17 protein-coding genes are annotated in these 16,252 nt (G+C 60.3%); 11 read left to right on the forward strand and 6 right to left on the reverse strand.

Translation table 11 applies throughout. The annotated features are described in order from the left end of the window. Positions 1–228: 228 nt before the first annotated feature. Complete coding sequence (locus CIK74_RS05140; RefSeq protein WP_141392868.1) at positions 229–528, forward strand: hypothetical protein; 300 nt, start codon at positions 229–231, stop codon at positions 526–528. Positions 529–590: 62 nt separating this feature from the next. On the opposite strand, the gene CIK74_RS05145 is transcribed toward CIK74_RS05140, so the two are convergent. Then, on the reverse strand, positions 591–857 hold the full coding sequence (locus CIK74_RS05145; RefSeq protein ID WP_096254708.1) for a Txe/YoeB family addiction module toxin: 267 nt from the start codon (positions 855–857) through the stop codon (positions 591–593). Next, the gene (locus tag CIK74_RS05150) at positions 854–1,102 is read right to left on the reverse strand and encodes a type II toxin-antitoxin system prevent-host-death family antitoxin (RefSeq protein ID WP_096254709.1); all 249 of its coding nucleotides are present in this window, start codon (positions 1,100–1,102) and stop codon (positions 854–856) included. The genes CIK74_RS05145 and CIK74_RS05150 overlap by 4 nt, the downstream gene beginning before the upstream one ends. Before the next feature lie 286 nt (positions 1,103–1,388). On the opposite strand from CIK74_RS05150, the gene CIK74_RS05155 reads away from it, so the two are divergent. Then, on the forward strand, positions 1,389–1,697 hold the full coding sequence (locus tag CIK74_RS05155) for a DUF4193 family protein (RefSeq protein ID WP_096254710.1): 309 nt from the start codon (positions 1,389–1,391) through the stop codon (positions 1,695–1,697). A 164-nt stretch (positions 1,698–1,861) separates the two neighbouring features. On the opposite strand, the gene CIK74_RS05160 is transcribed toward CIK74_RS05155, so the two are convergent. Both CIK74_RS05160 and CIK74_RS05165 read right to left on the reverse strand, forming a co-directional pair. Beyond that, the gene (locus CIK74_RS05160; protein WP_256382648.1) at positions 1,862–2,416 is read right to left on the reverse strand and encodes a class C sortase; all 555 of its coding nucleotides are present in this window, start codon (positions 2,414–2,416) and stop codon (positions 1,862–1,864) included. Between the two features lie 197 nt (positions 2,417–2,613). Continuing rightward, positions 2,614–2,874, reverse strand: a complete 261-nt coding sequence (locus CIK74_RS05165; RefSeq protein ID WP_096254712.1) for a hypothetical protein — start codon at positions 2,872–2,874, stop codon at positions 2,614–2,616. Between the two features lie 714 nt (positions 2,875–3,588). Between CIK74_RS05165 and CIK74_RS05170 the strand changes: the two genes are divergently transcribed. Together CIK74_RS05170 and CIK74_RS05175 are read left to right on the forward strand one after the other, a co-directional pair. After that, positions 3,589–4,017, forward strand: a complete 429-nt coding sequence (locus tag CIK74_RS05170; RefSeq protein WP_141392869.1) for a hypothetical protein — start codon at positions 3,589–3,591, stop codon at positions 4,015–4,017. Between the two features lie 229 nt (positions 4,018–4,246). Beyond that, complete coding sequence (locus tag CIK74_RS05175) at positions 4,247–4,504, forward strand: transposase (protein WP_096254714.1); 258 nt, start codon at positions 4,247–4,249, stop codon at positions 4,502–4,504. Positions 4,505–4,744: 240 nt separating this feature from the next. Here CIK74_RS05175 and CIK74_RS18465 read toward each other — a convergent pair whose 3' ends face one another. Together CIK74_RS18465 and CIK74_RS19130 are read right to left on the reverse strand one after the other, a co-directional pair. Then, a complete protein-coding gene (locus CIK74_RS18465; protein ID WP_141392871.1) occupies positions 4,745–4,924 on the reverse strand; it encodes a hypothetical protein in 180 nt (59 codons plus the stop codon). A 295-nt stretch (positions 4,925–5,219) separates the two neighbouring features. Next, complete coding sequence (locus CIK74_RS19130) at positions 5,220–5,351, reverse strand: hypothetical protein (RefSeq protein WP_256382650.1); 132 nt, start codon at positions 5,349–5,351, stop codon at positions 5,220–5,222. An 852-nt stretch (positions 5,352–6,203) separates the two neighbouring features. Here CIK74_RS19130 and kdpA point away from each other — a divergent pair. From kdpA to CIK74_RS05220, 7 genes are all read left to right on the forward strand, one after another. After that, positions 6,204–7,880 carry a potassium-transporting ATPase subunit KdpA gene (kdpA, locus tag CIK74_RS05185; protein ID WP_096254716.1) on the forward strand — a complete coding sequence of 559 codons (1,677 nt, stop codon included), beginning with the start codon at positions 6,204–6,206 and terminating at the stop codon, positions 7,878–7,880. Between the two features lie 3 nt (positions 7,881–7,883). Further along, entirely contained in the window at positions 7,884–10,043 is a 2,160-nt protein-coding gene (gene kdpB, locus CIK74_RS05190) for a potassium-transporting ATPase subunit KdpB (protein ID WP_240520460.1), read from the forward strand. 21 nt (positions 10,044–10,064) lie between these two features. Next, entirely contained in the window at positions 10,065–10,667 is a 603-nt protein-coding gene (gene kdpC / locus CIK74_RS05195) for a potassium-transporting ATPase subunit KdpC (RefSeq protein WP_096254718.1), read from the forward strand. Between the two features lie 4 nt (positions 10,668–10,671). Beyond that, the gene (locus tag CIK74_RS05200) at positions 10,672–13,155 is read left to right on the forward strand and encodes a DUF4118 domain-containing protein (protein WP_096254719.1); all 2,484 of its coding nucleotides are present in this window, start codon (positions 10,672–10,674) and stop codon (positions 13,153–13,155) included. Beyond that, positions 13,155–13,832: a response regulator transcription factor gene (locus CIK74_RS05205; protein WP_096254720.1), complete on the forward strand. Its 678-nt coding sequence runs from the start codon at positions 13,155–13,157 to the stop codon at positions 13,830–13,832. Before CIK74_RS05200 ends, CIK74_RS05205 begins: the two co-directional genes overlap by 1 nt. A gap of 745 nt (positions 13,833–14,577) precedes the next feature. Continuing rightward, a complete protein-coding gene (locus CIK74_RS05215; protein ID WP_096254722.1) occupies positions 14,578–15,519 on the forward strand; it encodes a metal ABC transporter substrate-binding protein in 942 nt (313 codons plus the stop codon). Then, a complete protein-coding gene (locus CIK74_RS05220) occupies positions 15,516–16,250 on the forward strand; it encodes a metal ABC transporter ATP-binding protein (protein WP_205738253.1) in 735 nt (244 codons plus the stop codon). The genes CIK74_RS05215 and CIK74_RS05220 overlap by 4 nt, the downstream gene beginning before the upstream one ends. The last annotated feature ends 2 nt before the right edge of the window (positions 16,251–16,252 follow it).

The raw sequence follows: 16,252 nt of genomic DNA on the forward strand, positions 1-16,252 counted from the left end.
AAATAGAGTCTTTTCTACTTTACGTAATCATAATTATCGGCTCAAAACTTACGGGAATAGAAGTAGCTGCAAGAACTCCCGTCCATCAGCGAATCCACCGTATCTGTATGTCAGGCGGACTTTGCATGCTTCGCCGCTCTTAGGATCGGCGACTGCTCTTGCCTCTGGAGCTCTTGCGGGCGTAGGGTTCCTGCATCTAATGCATGTTTCCATGGTTTAGGGGCCGTCGTGAGTGATGTCGTTCCTGGTTTCGTCCCGCGGATGCTGGTGGATCCGAACATTGGGCTGTTCCGGGCAGACGAACAGGTGTTCACTGCCATGCTGGATGGGTGGCAGGCACAGTTGCTGGCCCGCGGGCTCACCACGCAGACTATCAAGCAGCGTAACCACCATCGAACGCCACGCTGTGGACTCAGCCGTAGCCTACGCCCAATACATCGCAGCACGCCGAACCTGACGAACAACATTCCCAAACGGCCCGGAAAACCGCCTATTCCCGCTTCGCGAATAACCGCTCATGCCAGTTAACTCTGGGATAGAAAGTAGATGTGAGTACTCCCATGTCGGGATACTTCACAGACCAATAAAAATCAGTAATGGTATCTGGCCTGCAAAATTGTCACAGCGCGGTCATCAGCGACATAGACCAAGCGATTCGCTTCATCGATGCGGCGCGACCACGCGCCAGCCAAAACGTGCTTCAGGGGTTCAGGCTTGCCGATACCCTCAAAAGGATCATCGCGCAACACATCTTCAATGAGCGCATTAATGCGCTTGAGAGTCTTGCGGTCTTGAGTTTGCCAGTAGAGATAGTCTTCCCAGCCACCGGTAGTCCAGGTCAGTAGTCTTCCGCTCACGGATCAATGAGTCCATGTTCTGCAACTTGACCTTCTCTGGCAGCTTCAAGCGCGGAAAGTAGACGTACTGCGTTCTTCGGTGAGCGCAGAAGGTAGCTGGTTTCCACGAGTGAATCGTATTCGTCTTTTGACATAAGCACCGCGGATCCACGCTTGGACATGATTTCCACTTCGGTGTGATCGAGGTTCACGCGTTCAATGAGACCAAATAGGTCCCGCCGTGCTTCGCTGGTGGTGATTGCCATTTTACCTCCTAGTGGTACTAGATATGGTACCACTAAGAACCTTGCTACTCCAGCGCGTATTTACTTGACAGTTGGCTTCATCAGTTCCAGCTCTCCAACCTCCCACAGTCAATTGACGGAATAAGTTCAACTTATGGAAGCTTTATGATGACGAGCTCCTCGTTTTGCGGCAACGGAATTTTTCAAGGAGGCATTGTCAGAAAACCGCAATCCAGTTTGACGGTCGACTGCCTAGTTATTACGATGTGTTTTTCGTTGAGTATCTCTGATGAGGAGGAAAAATGTCATGGCCACAGATTATGATGAAGCACGACCGGACGTAGCCGAAGCGTCAGAAAAAACCCTCAAAGACGTCCAGAAGATGGATGCGCCCACCGCGAAGAGCGTCAACGCTGAACTCGATGAGGCTGATGTCTCTGACGGGCTGGAGCTTCCCGGCGCGATTGTTGACGAGGAGCTCTCCGTCGACGTGGTCCCTCAGGGCGAGGATGAATTTGTCTGCGTTGAATGCTTCACTATCCGGCATCGGAGCCAGGCCGAGGAAAAAACCAAGACCGGTGTGATCTGTCGGGATTGCGTACTGGAATACGCCTAACATTCCACGTAGCTACAGAATTCACGCAAGCTTCAGTCATAAGGATGTCTTTTACCTGAGGTATTCGGTGCGAATAGCGCCCGCTTATAAGAGGGCATGTCTTGGAACCGACGGAAAGCTAGGTCAGGCAAGTGGCAGTACGAGTTGCGGAGGCATACGCGTCCTTATCGGCTGCTTGCGTCACTTTGGCCGCGTGTTCGCATGACGTACCAAATGCCTGCCACCGCAGTGGCAGTCAATCCCACGGCCCACCAAGGGAAACCTACAGAATCTACATTTTTCCCTGCACTGGGCGGGGTTGGATTCACGCGTTCAGCTGTCACGATAATCCGGTGAGAGTTAACGCCTAAAGGAGTGCACGTCACCAACGAGATGAGATCCACCCCTGTTTGTGGTCTGAGCAGTGCAGTTTCGGTCGGAAGAACCACGGAACTATCCGTCACCCGATATACCAGTGTTTGCCCATAAACGTCGATCTCAATCATGTCTCCGGGCTCGACTTTGTCAAGGTCTGTGAACATTGCAGCTTGAGGCAATTCTCGGTGCCCGGTCATGACAGCATGTGTTCCCACGCCGCCTACTGGAAGCGCGGTTCCTTCTAGGTGCCCGGCGCCTTCTAAGAGAACGTCTTCTGCTGTTCCGTGATACACCGGGACTTTCACATCGATGGAGGGAATCCTGAGTCGGTCCATGAGTCCATCGTCGTTGGGGTCTAGCAAGTCCCAATAGGGGTTGTCAGTTTAAACTTCCAGCGTCCGGATGGAAACCATCGCCAACAAGCTGAATGCTCCCCGCAGCACTCCGGCGGCCTTGCCTTAGACAGCATCGAGGGCAGCCGAGGAGATGGATGCACAGAGCGCAGTCGCCTCATATGTTCATCTTGGGCCTCGGCAGGTGGTGGTTCCTTCGGCGAACGTCAGTTGACGTAAAGAATCGTCTGATACTGCGGCATGTAACCGATGTACTGCTCGCCCTTGCAATGGCGCTGGACACTGACTGTGTAGCCCTTATTCTGGAGGTGTTTCACCCGGGCCTTGGTCTCAGATTTGCACTCCTGCAGATTGTTGTACCACCGTGTCTGGGTGTCCGCTTGGGCGGCAGGAGCCAAGGCCACCATCCCGGCGGTCAGGCAGAGCGCTGTCGCGCCAGCAGCCAACGTCTTCTTGATCTTCAGCACAGTTCGATCTCCCTTGCTCGCATCATTTTCGCTTTTATTACACACTAACTCCCTGTTGAGTTCCGTCAACTATAAGTCGGTCATTAAAAGCGCCAAGAATAGGGCCACGTGGACTCGGTTTCCTGCCATGTTGGCATTTAGTCAAGTTCATCAGGACGTTTTTGACCCGATAGGGGCCACCACAGAACTGCAACAGCCGCCCGTGGTGGGGCGACGTGTGAAAAGTAAAATATCTGACGGTAGCGTGATTCTCCGCCATTAAATAGGAGTTCTCCCGACCTGTGCCCTTTCATTCACAGCAAACATCCGACGTACGCGGGCGCGGGGTATTGCATTGGTTCGTACGTGGCAACTGACAGGGAATCTCAGCTGGAGACTTCGGGGTTTGCGGAAGCTTCGCCACTGTTTTATGAACGGAATTTACAGGACATCGAGATCCATGGCGTCGCATGTTCGACGAATTCAATAACCTCCCCTAACAGGACCATGGCGGCGAAGCTTCGCCAGAAATTTGTGGCCAAATCGTGTCTTGACCCTTTGCTATATTTGGGCGAAGCGTATGCCGGTTCACGATAAGTTAGGACGAATGGGGAATCATAATCTGAGTTTTCCGCTCTTGCCTCGCACAGAGGCCTCGGCTCTAGCGAGTCGCGCGTGAAGCTCGGACGGTCTGAAGTTCAATCGTGGCTGGATGCGGTAGCGCCAGGCACTGGTTTGGTGCGCCTTGCCCAAATATCTGGCCTTCCACGTTTTGGCCTCTACCTGGCGATGGTGACGCTCGCAACGGGCTTGCCGGTACTGCTGGGATTTTTTGCCCCGTTATGGTTTTCCCAGTTCGGAAACCCGAAACCGGGAATTCTAATCTGGTCGCCTCTGTTGACCATTGTCTTCGTCCTGATAATTCTTGTTTTGGGTGAAATCAGCGATCGGATCGTTCTCAAGATCTTCAACAGCGCAAGCAAGATGGCGGTGCAAACTCTGCAGACGCTTTTGACCTTCGTCGTCATGCTTGGCTGCTACCGTCTCGTGATGACGTCCTATCAATCAGCTTTGATCGCAGCGGTCACCGCAACCCTAGGATATGTGGTTCTAACTCCGCTCATTAACCGACTGGAGAGGAACGCACCCCGCAGTCAGGGATAGAGCCGCTGGAAGATCGTCCGGTTGATTCACTATTTATCTGAAGACCGCTGACCACAGGCGTGGGGCCAGCGGTCTTTTCATATGGCTGAAATATGGACGTTGATCTTCGATACGCCATTATCCGGATATCTAGGCCCTGCTGTCCAATCGTTGAGGTGATCGCTCTTTCCTCAGTCCGAAGAGTGCCCCCGGATGCTGACCTGAGACAGGGCCTATGAGAATTTGTTTCATGTCAGATCGTCGTAGTTTCAGTGAAGAGTTCAAAGCCGACGCCGTTGAAATGGTTATTTCTTCGGGTAGTTCTCTGACAGATGTTTCCGCAGTGTTGGGCGTCAACGTCCAAATCGCATACAACTGGCTCTACTCCCAGAACACGAAGCCAAGGAAACCGCAGACCAAACGCAGCGAACAACAGCAGGTCCTGGAATCGCACCGAGAAAAGTTCCTGGCTGCAATAACCTATATATGGGAACATCGTCGACGCTGACAAAGCCGCCCTTTCAGATCGCCGGTAACGGATACCCCTTAGTGAATGCCCGAAGCGAAAGAAAATGGACTTCCACCGTAGTCCCTTCTGTGCATATCCAGTGATTGAGAACTTTTTTGGATGCTATGGTAAGCCGTTGCACCAATGCCTCATAAAACTAAATTTTTTTGAGACTGCACAGCTACAGAAGTGTCACCGTTGCGTTGAGACAAGACATACTTCAACGAGAAGGACCAGTTGCTACTGCTGAGTGCTATTCATGCTCCTGGCCAGCGCCCGGCGCATGACGTAGCCAACCAGCAGCGGAAGGCCTGCCATCAGTGTGTATTGCAACCACAGCGGGTTGATCAGCGCAGGCTCAACGAGGATGAATGCGGTGCAGACGGCCACGAAAAGCATCACGAGCGCCGTGAGCGCCATCGATTTCGCGCTCTCGTTGTCGGATTCTGGTCCGGTCTCGTGCAGACCAGCAATGAAAACCCAAACAGTAATGTGGAAACCACGAGCCCGATGGCTGCTAGAAAGGTCATGAACGCCATGGTTACCCAACTCTCCCGTTTAGGTGTGTGCTCGCCGTCATCAGATCGCTATCTTCGTTTTAGGAGATCACAACAGGGCCCCAGACCGCGGATTTGGAAAGCTGTCGACCCGAATATGGTGAAGAATACTTCGAGCTTTCTAATCTGCGCTTTTGTCAATGATGACTTTTCTTGACTTACTTCTTGAGCTTGTCAACGACCGATTTCACAGTACCGCCGAGCTTGTTATAAGACTTGATGACACTCTTCGTTGACTCGATGATCTTGCCGGTCTTGGCAAATGACTCCATGACCTTGGCGGCGCCCACCGCAAAGCTTCCAACTTCAGCAACGCACAGAGCCGAAGTTCCAATGGTCCACTAAATGCTCAGGCCGAAGAGGATCGGGGAGGCTGCCCTGTCGGTGTCTACTAGCTGGGTTATTGTTTTGTCATCGATGACGAACTCCATTGGCAGTTGCTTACCATTTGCATCGATGGCCCACGATGTTTCTGCTATTGCGAGCCCTTCATCAACTTTGCCCTTGAGCTCTAGGCTTCCATCCTTTTGGATTTTCCACTTTGAACCTGCTGGTATGTCAGTTTTTATCTGGAAACTGTGCTCGTCGGTTTCCTTTTCGACTCGATCACTTGAGCTGAACCGCTATTTGACGATTCAGGTGCCCAGTAAGCCGGTTGCCATACGGGACATCTGCGACTTTGACCCGGACAATTTAAGAAAGTCTGAGTTTTCGAACATTTCAGATTCCCATATACCCTGCCTGAAAAAAGCCCGGGGAATGGGCGGCGGGCCTTATGCGGGACACCGAAAACGATCGATTGAGAGGTGCGCGAAACGCCACTCGTCTGAGCCGTGTATGGATGTTTCTCGACGGGTGCATGGGTTCCGTTAGGATCGCTGATTTTGGGCGCGCGGGGTGCCACAGTAGTCGAAGGATCCGCTGTGGATCACCGGTCGAACCGCGGCCGGCGGCGTGTCCCAAGGAGAATCCCGTGCTCGATTTCGTTTACCTGGCCGTGTATGTCGCGGCTTTCGCGGCCTTCGCGCTGTTTGCCAAGGTGGTGGGCAAGCTATGACCTTCGTACTGATCACTACCTGCGCCCTAGGCAGCGCCTGCCTCCTCTATCTGTTGTATGTGCTGGCCCACCCGGAGGAGTTCTGATGGGCGCTTGGTCTGCCGTAGCGCAGTTCGCCGCGCTCGCCCTGGTGCTGGGGCTGCTGCACAAGCCGCTGGGCGACTACATGGCGCACGTGTACACCAGCGGGCGCCACCTGCGCGTGGAGCGTGCGGTCTACCGCGTGATCGGGGTCAACCCCGACTCGGTCCAGACCTGGCGCTCCTACCTGCGTGCGGTGCTTGGCTTCTCGCTGGTCGGGCTGCTGGTGCTCTACGCGCTGCTGCGGCTGCAGCAGTTCCTACCCGCCTCGCTGGGCATGGACCCGATGGACCCGGCGCTGTCTTTCAACACCGCCGCCTCCTTCGTCACCAACACCAACTGGCAGGCGTACTCCGGGGAAAGCACCCTGGGCTACTCGGCACAGATGGCAGGCCTGGCCGTGCAGAACTTCGTCTCCGCCGCGGTGGGCCTGTGCATCGTCGTCGCTCTGATCCGCGGGTTCACAGCCAAGGCGAGCGGCACCCTGGGCAACTTCTGGGTCGATCTGACCCGCAGCATCATCCGCCTGCTCCTTCCGCTGGCGGTGCTGGCCGCGCTGGCGCTGCTGGCGGGCGGTGTCATCCAGAATTTCAACGACCCGCTGGCGGTGCACACCCTGACCGGGCAGCTGCAGTCGATCCCGGGCGGGCCGGTAGCCTCCCAAGAAGCCATCAAGCTGCTGGGCACCAACGGCGGCGGGTTCTTCAACGCGAACTCCGCGCACCCCTTTGAGAACCCGAGCCCGATCACGAACCTCGCCGAAATCGTGCTGATGCTGCTGATCCCGTTCAGCCTGCTGCGCACGCTGGGCACGATGCTGGGCAGCGCCAAGCAGGGCTACGCGGTGCTGGCGGCCATGGGCGCGCTGTTCACCGTGAGCTTCGTGCTGCTGGCCCTGGCCGAGCACTCCACCGCCGGCAGCGCCACCGCCGCGGCCGGCGCGGCCATGGAGGGCAAGGAGGTGCGCTTCGGCATCCCGGGCACCGCCCTGTTCGCCACCACCTCCACGGGAACCTCCACCGGCGCGGTCAACGCCGCGCATGACTCGTTCACCGCGCTGGGCGGCATGCTGCCGATGCTGAACATGATGCTCGGCGAGATCGCCCCGGGCGGAGTGGGCTCCGGGCTCTACGGCATGCTGATCATCGCGATCCTCGCGGTGTTCATCGGCAGCCTACTGATCGGGCGCACCGCGCAGCTGTTCGGCAAGAAGATCGGGCCGACGCAGATCAAGCTGGTCGCCCTGTACATCCTGGTGACCCCGGCGCTGATCCTCGGCGGTCTGGCCGTCTCACTGGCCATTCCCGGCGCGCGCGAATCCGTGCTGGACTCGCGGGCGAACAGCGGGCCACACGGCCTCTCGGAGCTGATCTACGCGTTCACCTCCGCCGCGAACAACAACGGCTCGGCCTTCGCCGGACTGTCGGCCGACACCCCGTGGCTGAACACCGCGCTGGGCCTGGTCATGCTGATCGGCCGCTTCGCGCCGATCGTGCTGGTGCTGGCGCTGGCCGGATCGCTGGCCGCCAGCGCGCCGGTCACCGAGCACCGAGCACCGAGCATACTGCCCACGCACCGCCCGCAATTCGTCGGGCTGCTACTCGGCGCGGGCCTACTGACCACCGTCCTCACCTATTTCCCGGTCCTCGCACTGGGACCACTCGCCGAAGGGCTGGGCTAGAAAATGAGCATCCACCACTCAACTATCGACCGCGCGCCTCACATGCCCGAGCAGCCGCCACGCGAACCGACCCCGTCCGGCGCCTCGAGCTTCACCGCGCGCGCCACTGTGGCTGCGCTGAAGCTCGCGGTGCACAAGCTGGACCCGAGGCTGATGTGGCGCAACCCGGTGATGTTCATCGTGCTGCTCGGCGCGGTGCTGCTCACCGCCATCGCCGCCGCGAGCCCGTGGCTGGGCGCCGAGCAGGCGCTGTTGGAGCCGCTGACCTGGGCGCTGGCAGCCTGGCTGTGGGCCACGGTGATCTTCGCGAACTTCGCCGACGCGATGGCCGAGGGCCGCGGCAAGGCGCAGGCCGAATCCCTGAAGGCCACCCGTCGCGACACCCTGGCCGAGGTGGTGCAGGAATACGACGAAGCCGGAGACCCGGGCGCGGTGCATACGCGCGTGGAACGCTTGGGCAGCCAGCAGCTGGCCATCGGGCAGGTGGTGCGCGTGCGCGCCGGGGAACTGGTCCCGGGCGACGGCGAGATCATCCACGGCATCGCCACGGTGGACGAATCGGCCATCACCGGCGAATCCGCCCCGGTGCTGCGCGAGGCGGGCACCGACCACAGCGCTGTCACCGGGGGCACCCGGGTGCTCTCCGATGAGATCCTGGTGCGTATCACCACCCGGCCCGGGGCCAGCTTCGTCGACCGCATGATCGCGCTGGTCGAGGGCGCCAACCGGCAGAAGACCCCCAACGAGACCGCGCTGAACCTGCTGCTTACCGGCTTGAGCATCGTGTTCCTGCTGGTGGTGCTGACGCTGAACCCGATCGCCTCGGCCAACGGGCACACGGTGTCCATCCCGGTGCTCGTCGCGCTGCTGGTCTGCCTGATCCCGACCACCATCGGGGCGCTGCTCTCTGCGATCGGCATCGCGGGCATGGACCGGCTGGTGCAGCGCAACGTGCTGGCCACCTCCGGGCGCGCCGTGGAGGCCGCCGGGGACGTGAGCACGCTGCTGCTGGACAAGACCGGCACCATTACCTATGGAAACCGAATGGCCACGCGGGTCATCGCGCTGCCCGGCATCGCGGAGCAGGACGCGTTGCTGGCCGCGGTGCGCGCCTCGCAGGGCGACCCGACCCCGGAGGGCAAATCGGTGATCGATCTGGCCGCGCGCTCGGGCGTCTCAGCGCAGCCCGACGAGGGCGCGCTGGTGGTCCCGTTCACCGCGCAAACCCGTATGTCCGGCCTGGATTTGGCCGGCGGCGCGCAGATCCGCAAGGGCGCAGCCAGCGCCATCGAAGCCTGGGCGGTGGGCGAAGGCTGGGACCCGCAGGATCCGGACGCGCCATTCTGGCGCGACGCGGTGTCCTCCATCGCCTCGGCCGGGGCTACCCCGCTGTTGCTGGCCGATTCTCGTTCCGGGGAGCCTGCCCGAATGCTCGGGGTGATCGCGCTGGAGGACGTCATCAAGGACGGGCTGATTGAGCGCTTCGAGCAGCTGCGCGCCATGGGCATCCGCACCGTGATGGTCACCGGCGACAACCCGCTGACCGCGGCGGCGATCGCCCGCAAGGCCGGCGTCGACGACTTCCTGGCCGAGGCCACCCCGGAGGACAAGCTGACGCTGATCCGCCGCGAGCAGGACGGCGGCCACCTAGTCGCGATGACGGGCGACGGCACGAACGACGCGCCCGCGCTGGCGCAGGCCGACGTGGGGCTGGCGATGAACTCCGGCACCGCCGCAGCCAAGGAGGCCGGCAACATGGTGGATCTGGATTCGGATCCCACCAAGCTGATCGACGTGGTGCGCATCGGCAAGCAGCTGCTGATCACCCGCGGGGCGCTGACCACGTTCTCCATCGCCAACGATCTGGCCAAGTACTTCGCGATCATCCCGGCGATGTTCACGGTGTTCTACCCGGGGCTGGGGGCGCTGAACATCATGGGCCTGCACTCGGCTTCCTCGGCCATCCTCTCCGCGGTGATCTTCAACGCGCTGGTGATCATCGGGCTGATCCCGCTGGCCCTGCGCGGGGTGCGCTACCGGCCGATGAGCCCGTCGCGCATGCTATCGCGCAACCTGTGGATCTATGGCCTGGGCGGAGTGATCGCACCGTTCGTCGGGATCAAGCTGATCGACCTGCTGATCTCCTGGCTGCCAGGCCTCTAACACTAGAACGAAGGACAAAAAATGAAGCTATCAACCTCGATTCTGCGCCAGCTGTGGACCGCAGCCCGCGCCACGGCGCTGCTGGTGGCGGTGCTGGGCATCGCCTACCCGCTGCTGGTGACCGCCACCGGCCAGGTGCTGTTCCCGGCGCAGGCCAACGGCTCGCTGCTGAAGCACGACGGGCAAACGGTGGGCTCGGCCCTGATCGGCCAGGCATACCTGAAGTCCGACGGTTCCCCCGATCCACGCCACTTCCAGCCGCGCCCCTCGGCCGGGAACTTCGACGCGCTGGCCTCCGGCGGCAGCAACGCCGGGCCGAACGACCCGGAGCTGACCAAGCATATCGCCGAGCGCCGAGCGCAGGTCGCCGCCTTCAACCACGTGCTAGAAGCCCACGTCCCGCCCGACGCGGTGACCGCCTCCTTCTCCGGGCTGGATCCGGACATCAGCCCGGACTACGCGCAGCTGCAGTTGAACAGGGTGGCCGCGGCGCGCGCGCTGGACCCGGCGCAGGTGCAAGAATTGGTGCACCGCCTGTCCAAGGGCCCGGAGGCCGGGTTCCTCGGCGCGGGCCGGGTGAATGTGCTGGAGCTGAATCTCCAGCTGGACGCGATCAAGGAGTAGCCAAGTGGGCGCTGCCGGCCGATTGAAGGTGTTCCTGGGGGCAGCCCCCGGGGTGGGCAAGAGCTACGCCATGTTCCGTGAGGGGCACCGGTTGGCCGCGGAAGGTCGCGACGTGGTGGTGGCCCTGGCTGAAACCCACGCCCGCGCCGAGACCGAGCGTCTGCTGGACGGGCTGGCGATCATCGAGCGCACTGCCATCGAGCACCGCGGGGTGACGCTCTCAGAGATGGATACCGATGCGGTGCTGGCCCGCCGTCCCGACGTGGCGTTGGTGGACGAGCTGGCCCACTCGAACCCAGCTGGCTCACCCAACGCCAAACGCTACCAGGATGTGCAGCGCCTGCTGGAGGCCGGGATCGACGTGTTGAGCACGGTGAACATCCAGCATGTGGCTTCGCTGAACGATGTGATCGAGAAGATCACCGGGGTAAGCCAGCGCGAGACCCTGCCCGATGCGGTGCTGCGTGCGGCCGACGAGATCGAGGTGATGGATCTGGCGCCGCAGGCGCTGCGCAGCCGGCTGGCCGAGGGCTCGGTCTACCCGGCCGAACGCATCGACGCGGCCATGTCCAACTACTTCCGGGTGGGCAACCTGACCGCCCTGCGTGAGCTGACCCTACTGTGGATGGCCGATGAGGTAGACCACTCGCTGCTGGACTACCGGCGGCAGCACGGCATCGACAGCTCATGGCAGGCGCGCGAGAACGTGCTGGTCTCGCTCTCCGGCGGGCTCGAGGGCCAGGCGCTGATCCGTCGCGGGGCGCGCATCGCCGCCCGTTCCGCCGGCGGCACGCTGATTGTGGTGCATGTGAGCACCCAGGACGGGCTGCGCCGCAGCGACCCGCAGGAGCTCGGCGCCCAGCGCCTGCTGGCCGAGTCGCTGGGCGGCAGCTACCATCAGGTCGTGGGGGAGGACATCCCCGCGGCGCTGCTGGAGTTCGCCCGGGAGGTCAATGCCAGCCAGGTGGTCATCGGCCAGTCGCGACGCAGCCGATTGCAGGCGCTGCTCACCGGCGAGGGCATGGGCGCGGGTATCATCCGCGCGGCCGGGGACATTGACGTGCACATCGTCAGCCACGCCGCGGCCCATGGACATCGGGTGCTGCCACGACCCGGCCCGCCGCTGTCGCCACGCCGCCGGCTGCTGGGATTCGCGGTTGCTCTGGCCGGAGGGCCGTTGCTGACCATGCTGCTGACTGCGTTCTTCACCACAGACACACTCAGCGCGGCCGCCCTGGGCTACCAGCTGCTGGTCACCCTGGCCGCGGTCGCCGGCGGCAAGTGGCCGGCGCTGTGCACCGCGATCGGTTCCGGGGTCAGCCTGAACTTCTTTTTCATCGAGCCGTTGTACACCGTGACGATCTACGAACCGGTGCATGTGCTGACCTTGGGGCTGTATGTGCTCACGGGACTGATCACCTCCTACGTGGTGGATCTGGCCGCCCGGCAGACCCGCAACGCGCGCCGGTCGGCCAGCGAATCGCAGATGCTGCAGGCCGTGGCCGGGAACGTGCTGCGCGGCCAGGACGCCCAGCACGCCCTGCTCGAGCGCACCCGCGAGGCCTTCGGCCTCAAGGCCACCCGGCTAGTGGACGTGGGCCGCGAAATCGACCTCGTGGGCACCGCTGACGGCTCCCCGGATGCGGTGCTCCCGGTGGACGACGAGGCGGTCCTGGAACTCTACGGGGCGGTGCCGAACACCGGGCGCCGGCTGCTGCAGGTGGTCACCGCTCAACTGGCGGCGCTGCGCGAACTTCACGCACTGGAAGACACCGCCAGCCTGCTGGAACCGCTGGCCGAAACCGACCGGGTGCGGTCGGCCCTGCTTTCGGCCGTCAGCCATGACCTGCGTCGCCCGCTCGCGGCTGCCATGGCGGCCGTGGGCAGCCTGAAGGCCACCGACATCCAGTTATCGGAAGAGGACCGCAGTGAATTGGTCAGCACCGCCGACCAGTCACTGCACGCGCTGGCCGAGCTGGTAACCGACCTGCTCGATGTCTCCCGACTCCAGGCCGGGGCGCTGGCCGTGCATCCAGAGCAGATCTACGTGGACGAGGTCATCCTTGCCTCGCTCGACGAGCTGGGCGCCGGCCCGGCGCAGATTCAGCTTGACCTGGACGCGGACCTGCCGGCGGTCAGCGCCGACCCGGTGTTGCTGCAGCGCGCGTTGGTCAACGTGCTGGCCAACGCCTTGCGCTTCAACGCTGGCAAGCCGGTGCTGGTGGGCAGCAGCACGCTGGGGGACACGGTGCAGATCCGCATCGCTGACAGCGGGGCCGGGGTGGACGAGGGGCGCAAGAAAACCATGTTCCTGCCCTTCCAGCGCCTGGGCGACACGGATAACCAGACCGGCCTGGGGCTCGGACTGGCGGTGGCCAAGGGTTTCACCGAGGGAATGGGCGGGGCGCTGTACGCTGAAGACACCCCCGGCGGCGGGCTGACCATGGTGGTTGACCTGTTGGTTTCCGCTGTAGTGAAGGACGGCTGATGAAGATTTTGATTGCAGACGACGATCCGCAGATCCTGCGGGCGCTGCATGTGATCCTGCGCGCTCGTGGCTACCAGGCGCTCGGCGCGGCCAACGGCGCCGAAGCGCTGAACCTAGCCATCGAGCACCGGCCGGATTTGTACGTGGTCGATCTGGGCATGCCCGGGCTGACCGGACTGGAGATGATCGCCGGCATCCGCGGCTGGAGTCAGGCGCCGATCCTGGTGGTTTCCGGGCGCACCGATGCGGTGGACAAGGTGCAGGCGCTGGATGCCGGGGCGGACGACTACTTGACCAAACCCTTCGACATCGACGAGCTGCTCGCCCGGCTGCGCGCCTTGGGCCGGAGGCCGGGTGCGGCGCAAGCCCCGGCTGTGCTGCGCTTGGGACAGGTCGTAGTGGATTTGAGCAGCAAGCGGGTGCTGGACGAGCACGGGGCAGAAATCCGTATGACCCCCACCGAATGGAAGGTGCTGGAGATTCTGGCGCGCAATGAAGGCAAGCTGGTCACCCGGCAGATGTTGCTCACCGAGATCTGGGGTTCGGAGCATGTCGCTGATACCGGGTACCTGCGGCTGTATATCTCCCAGCTACGCCGAAAGATTGAGGCCGACCCGGCGAACCCGGTACACCTGCTGACATCACCGGGCATGGGGTACCGCCTAAAGACCATTTAGGGCTTAGACCAGGCCAGATGCCATCGTTTTTGTAGCGCAATGACTTCCGCGCAAATGCGGAGGTCATTGCCTAAGCATCGCTGTACCTTGTCTACTATTCAGTGGCTACCTACCGAGCTGTGACCCGTTTTACCGAACCAGAGTTCATGCCGGTGAGCAGGAGCGGCGCAAAACTGATACCTATCAATGGTAGAGAAAGCCCCACCTCGTGGGCCGCATGCAGGATCAGCATAATGCTCCATCATGAGGCGCAGATCAGAAGTCGCATACGGCAGTTTCAGCCATGCGCTGAGCGGAAGTTTGTGGGTGCAATCCGGCTCGTCCTTTTTCCCAGCATCTCCTTGATCTCTGGAACCAATGCCGTCTAGTTATCTAATTCAAGGAACTACGTTCGTCACAATTTGAAAGTTCGTAGGTGCAAACATTATTGTTCTGGTTATGCACATTCATAATTCACCAATACGCCGTGATGAGCCTTGGTTAGAGGCAATCGCGTTGTTTCGAGCAGCGCACGAGTCTAATCATCAGATGGCACACACGATATTAAGTACCTCAGTCGAGGCTGAAACCGTGATGCACCACCTTCTGAGGTTGCTCAGCGTCTATCTGCGTGGCGAGAGTCCTTCCAAGATCGAACATTTCATCTCGGCGTCCCACCGTGCCGGTCCGCCCCCACAAACCCCACCTCCATTCATGCCTTGATTTAGCCACGGATCCAGTTCTAAAAATCTGAAAGAAAAACTAGATGCCAAGCTCTCACTTCAAACTGACCACCCGATCGATCACCCTCCTCAGCACGATAGCCACGGCTCTCCTCCTAACCGGCTGTGCATCGTCCGGGGCAAAAGACAACCTCTCTCAGGAGGAGAAACCGGTAGTACTCACCACATTCACAGTCCTGGCCGATATCGCCGAAAACGTCGCAGGCGATCACCTCCGCATAGAATCCATCACGAAAGTTGGAGCGGAGATCCATGGGTATGAGCCCACCCCTGGTGACATCAAAAAGGCTGCATCCGCGGACCTCATCCTCGATAACGGAATGAACCTCGAAGCTTGGTTTGGTCAGTTCGTTGGAGGACTCAACGTACCCCACGCGGTCATCAGCGATAAGGTGGTTCCTATCGACATCAGCGAAGATGCGTACACAGGAAAGCCAAACCCTCACGCCTGGATGAGCCCCTTGAACGTCCAAATTTACGTCGACAATATCGTCGAGGCCTTCAGCGATCTAGACCCTGCAAATTCGGTTGCTTACTCCCAGAACGCCGAGGCGTACAAAGATCAGTTGCAAAATGTGCACGACGAATTAGTCACTGAGCTTTCGCACCTGCCTCCAAACCAGCGGGCGCTCGTCACCTGCGAAGGAGCATTCTCCTACCTCGCCCGAGATGCCACTCTGACGGAAAAATACATTTGGGCCGTCAACGCCGAGCAACAAGCGACCCCCCAACAGATCACCTCGGCAATCGAATTCGTAAAAAAGAATCAAGTACCGGCGGTCTTCTGCGAGTCCACCGTCTCTGATGCTCCAATGCAGCAAGTTGTCGAAGCAACGGACGCTAAATATGGCGGAACACTCTATGTGGATTCTTTGTCTGAATCCAACGGTCCAGTCCCAACATATCTTGAGCTGATCCGCCATGACACGCAAACAATCATCCAAGCGCTAACTGGGAAGAATTGATGGCTACTGCGATCTCACTTCACGATGTCACCGTCCGGTATGGAGAAGTCCAGGCCTTAGACCACGCCACCGTCGATATTGCTTCGGGTCGAGTATGCGGTTTGGTGGGCATGAATGGATCCGGGAAATCCACGCTCTTCAAATCGATTATGGGGCTGGTTCGCCCAGATTTCGGCAGCGTACTGGTGAACTCGAAGAATCCGGCTATTGCACGTAAATCGGGCGGCATTGGCTATGTGCCACAAAGCGAAGATGTCGACTGGTCATTTCCACTATCCGTGCGTGATGTCGTTATGACCGGTCGATACGGAAACATGGGCTTCACGCGTCGGGCACGTACGGCAGATGAAACAGCTGTACACGAAGCACTTGAAAGAGTCGAACTAACCCAGTACGCGGATCGGCAAATAGGCCAGCTCTCGGGCGGGCAAAAGAAACGAACATTCGTGGCTCGAGGCATCGCCCAAGGCGCGAAAGTACTTTTACTTGATGAGCCTTTCTCCGGAGTCGACAAACGCTCCGAAGCGACAATTACCCGGTTAGTGCGTGAACTGGCATCTGACGGTGCCACCGTATTGGTCTCCACCCACGACCTTCATGCACTTCCTGATCTCGCAGACGAGGCGATTCTTCTCATGCGCCGAGTGCTGCTTCACGCGTCTCCCCAAGAAATACTGCGCCCCGAAAACCTTGCCCTAGCCTTCGGCCTTAACGTGTTAGCGAGACAATAGCC

Source organism: Glutamicibacter sp. BW77, assembly GCF_002332285.1.
Lineage (GTDB): Bacteria > Actinomycetota > Actinomycetes > Actinomycetales > Micrococcaceae > Glutamicibacter > Glutamicibacter bergerei.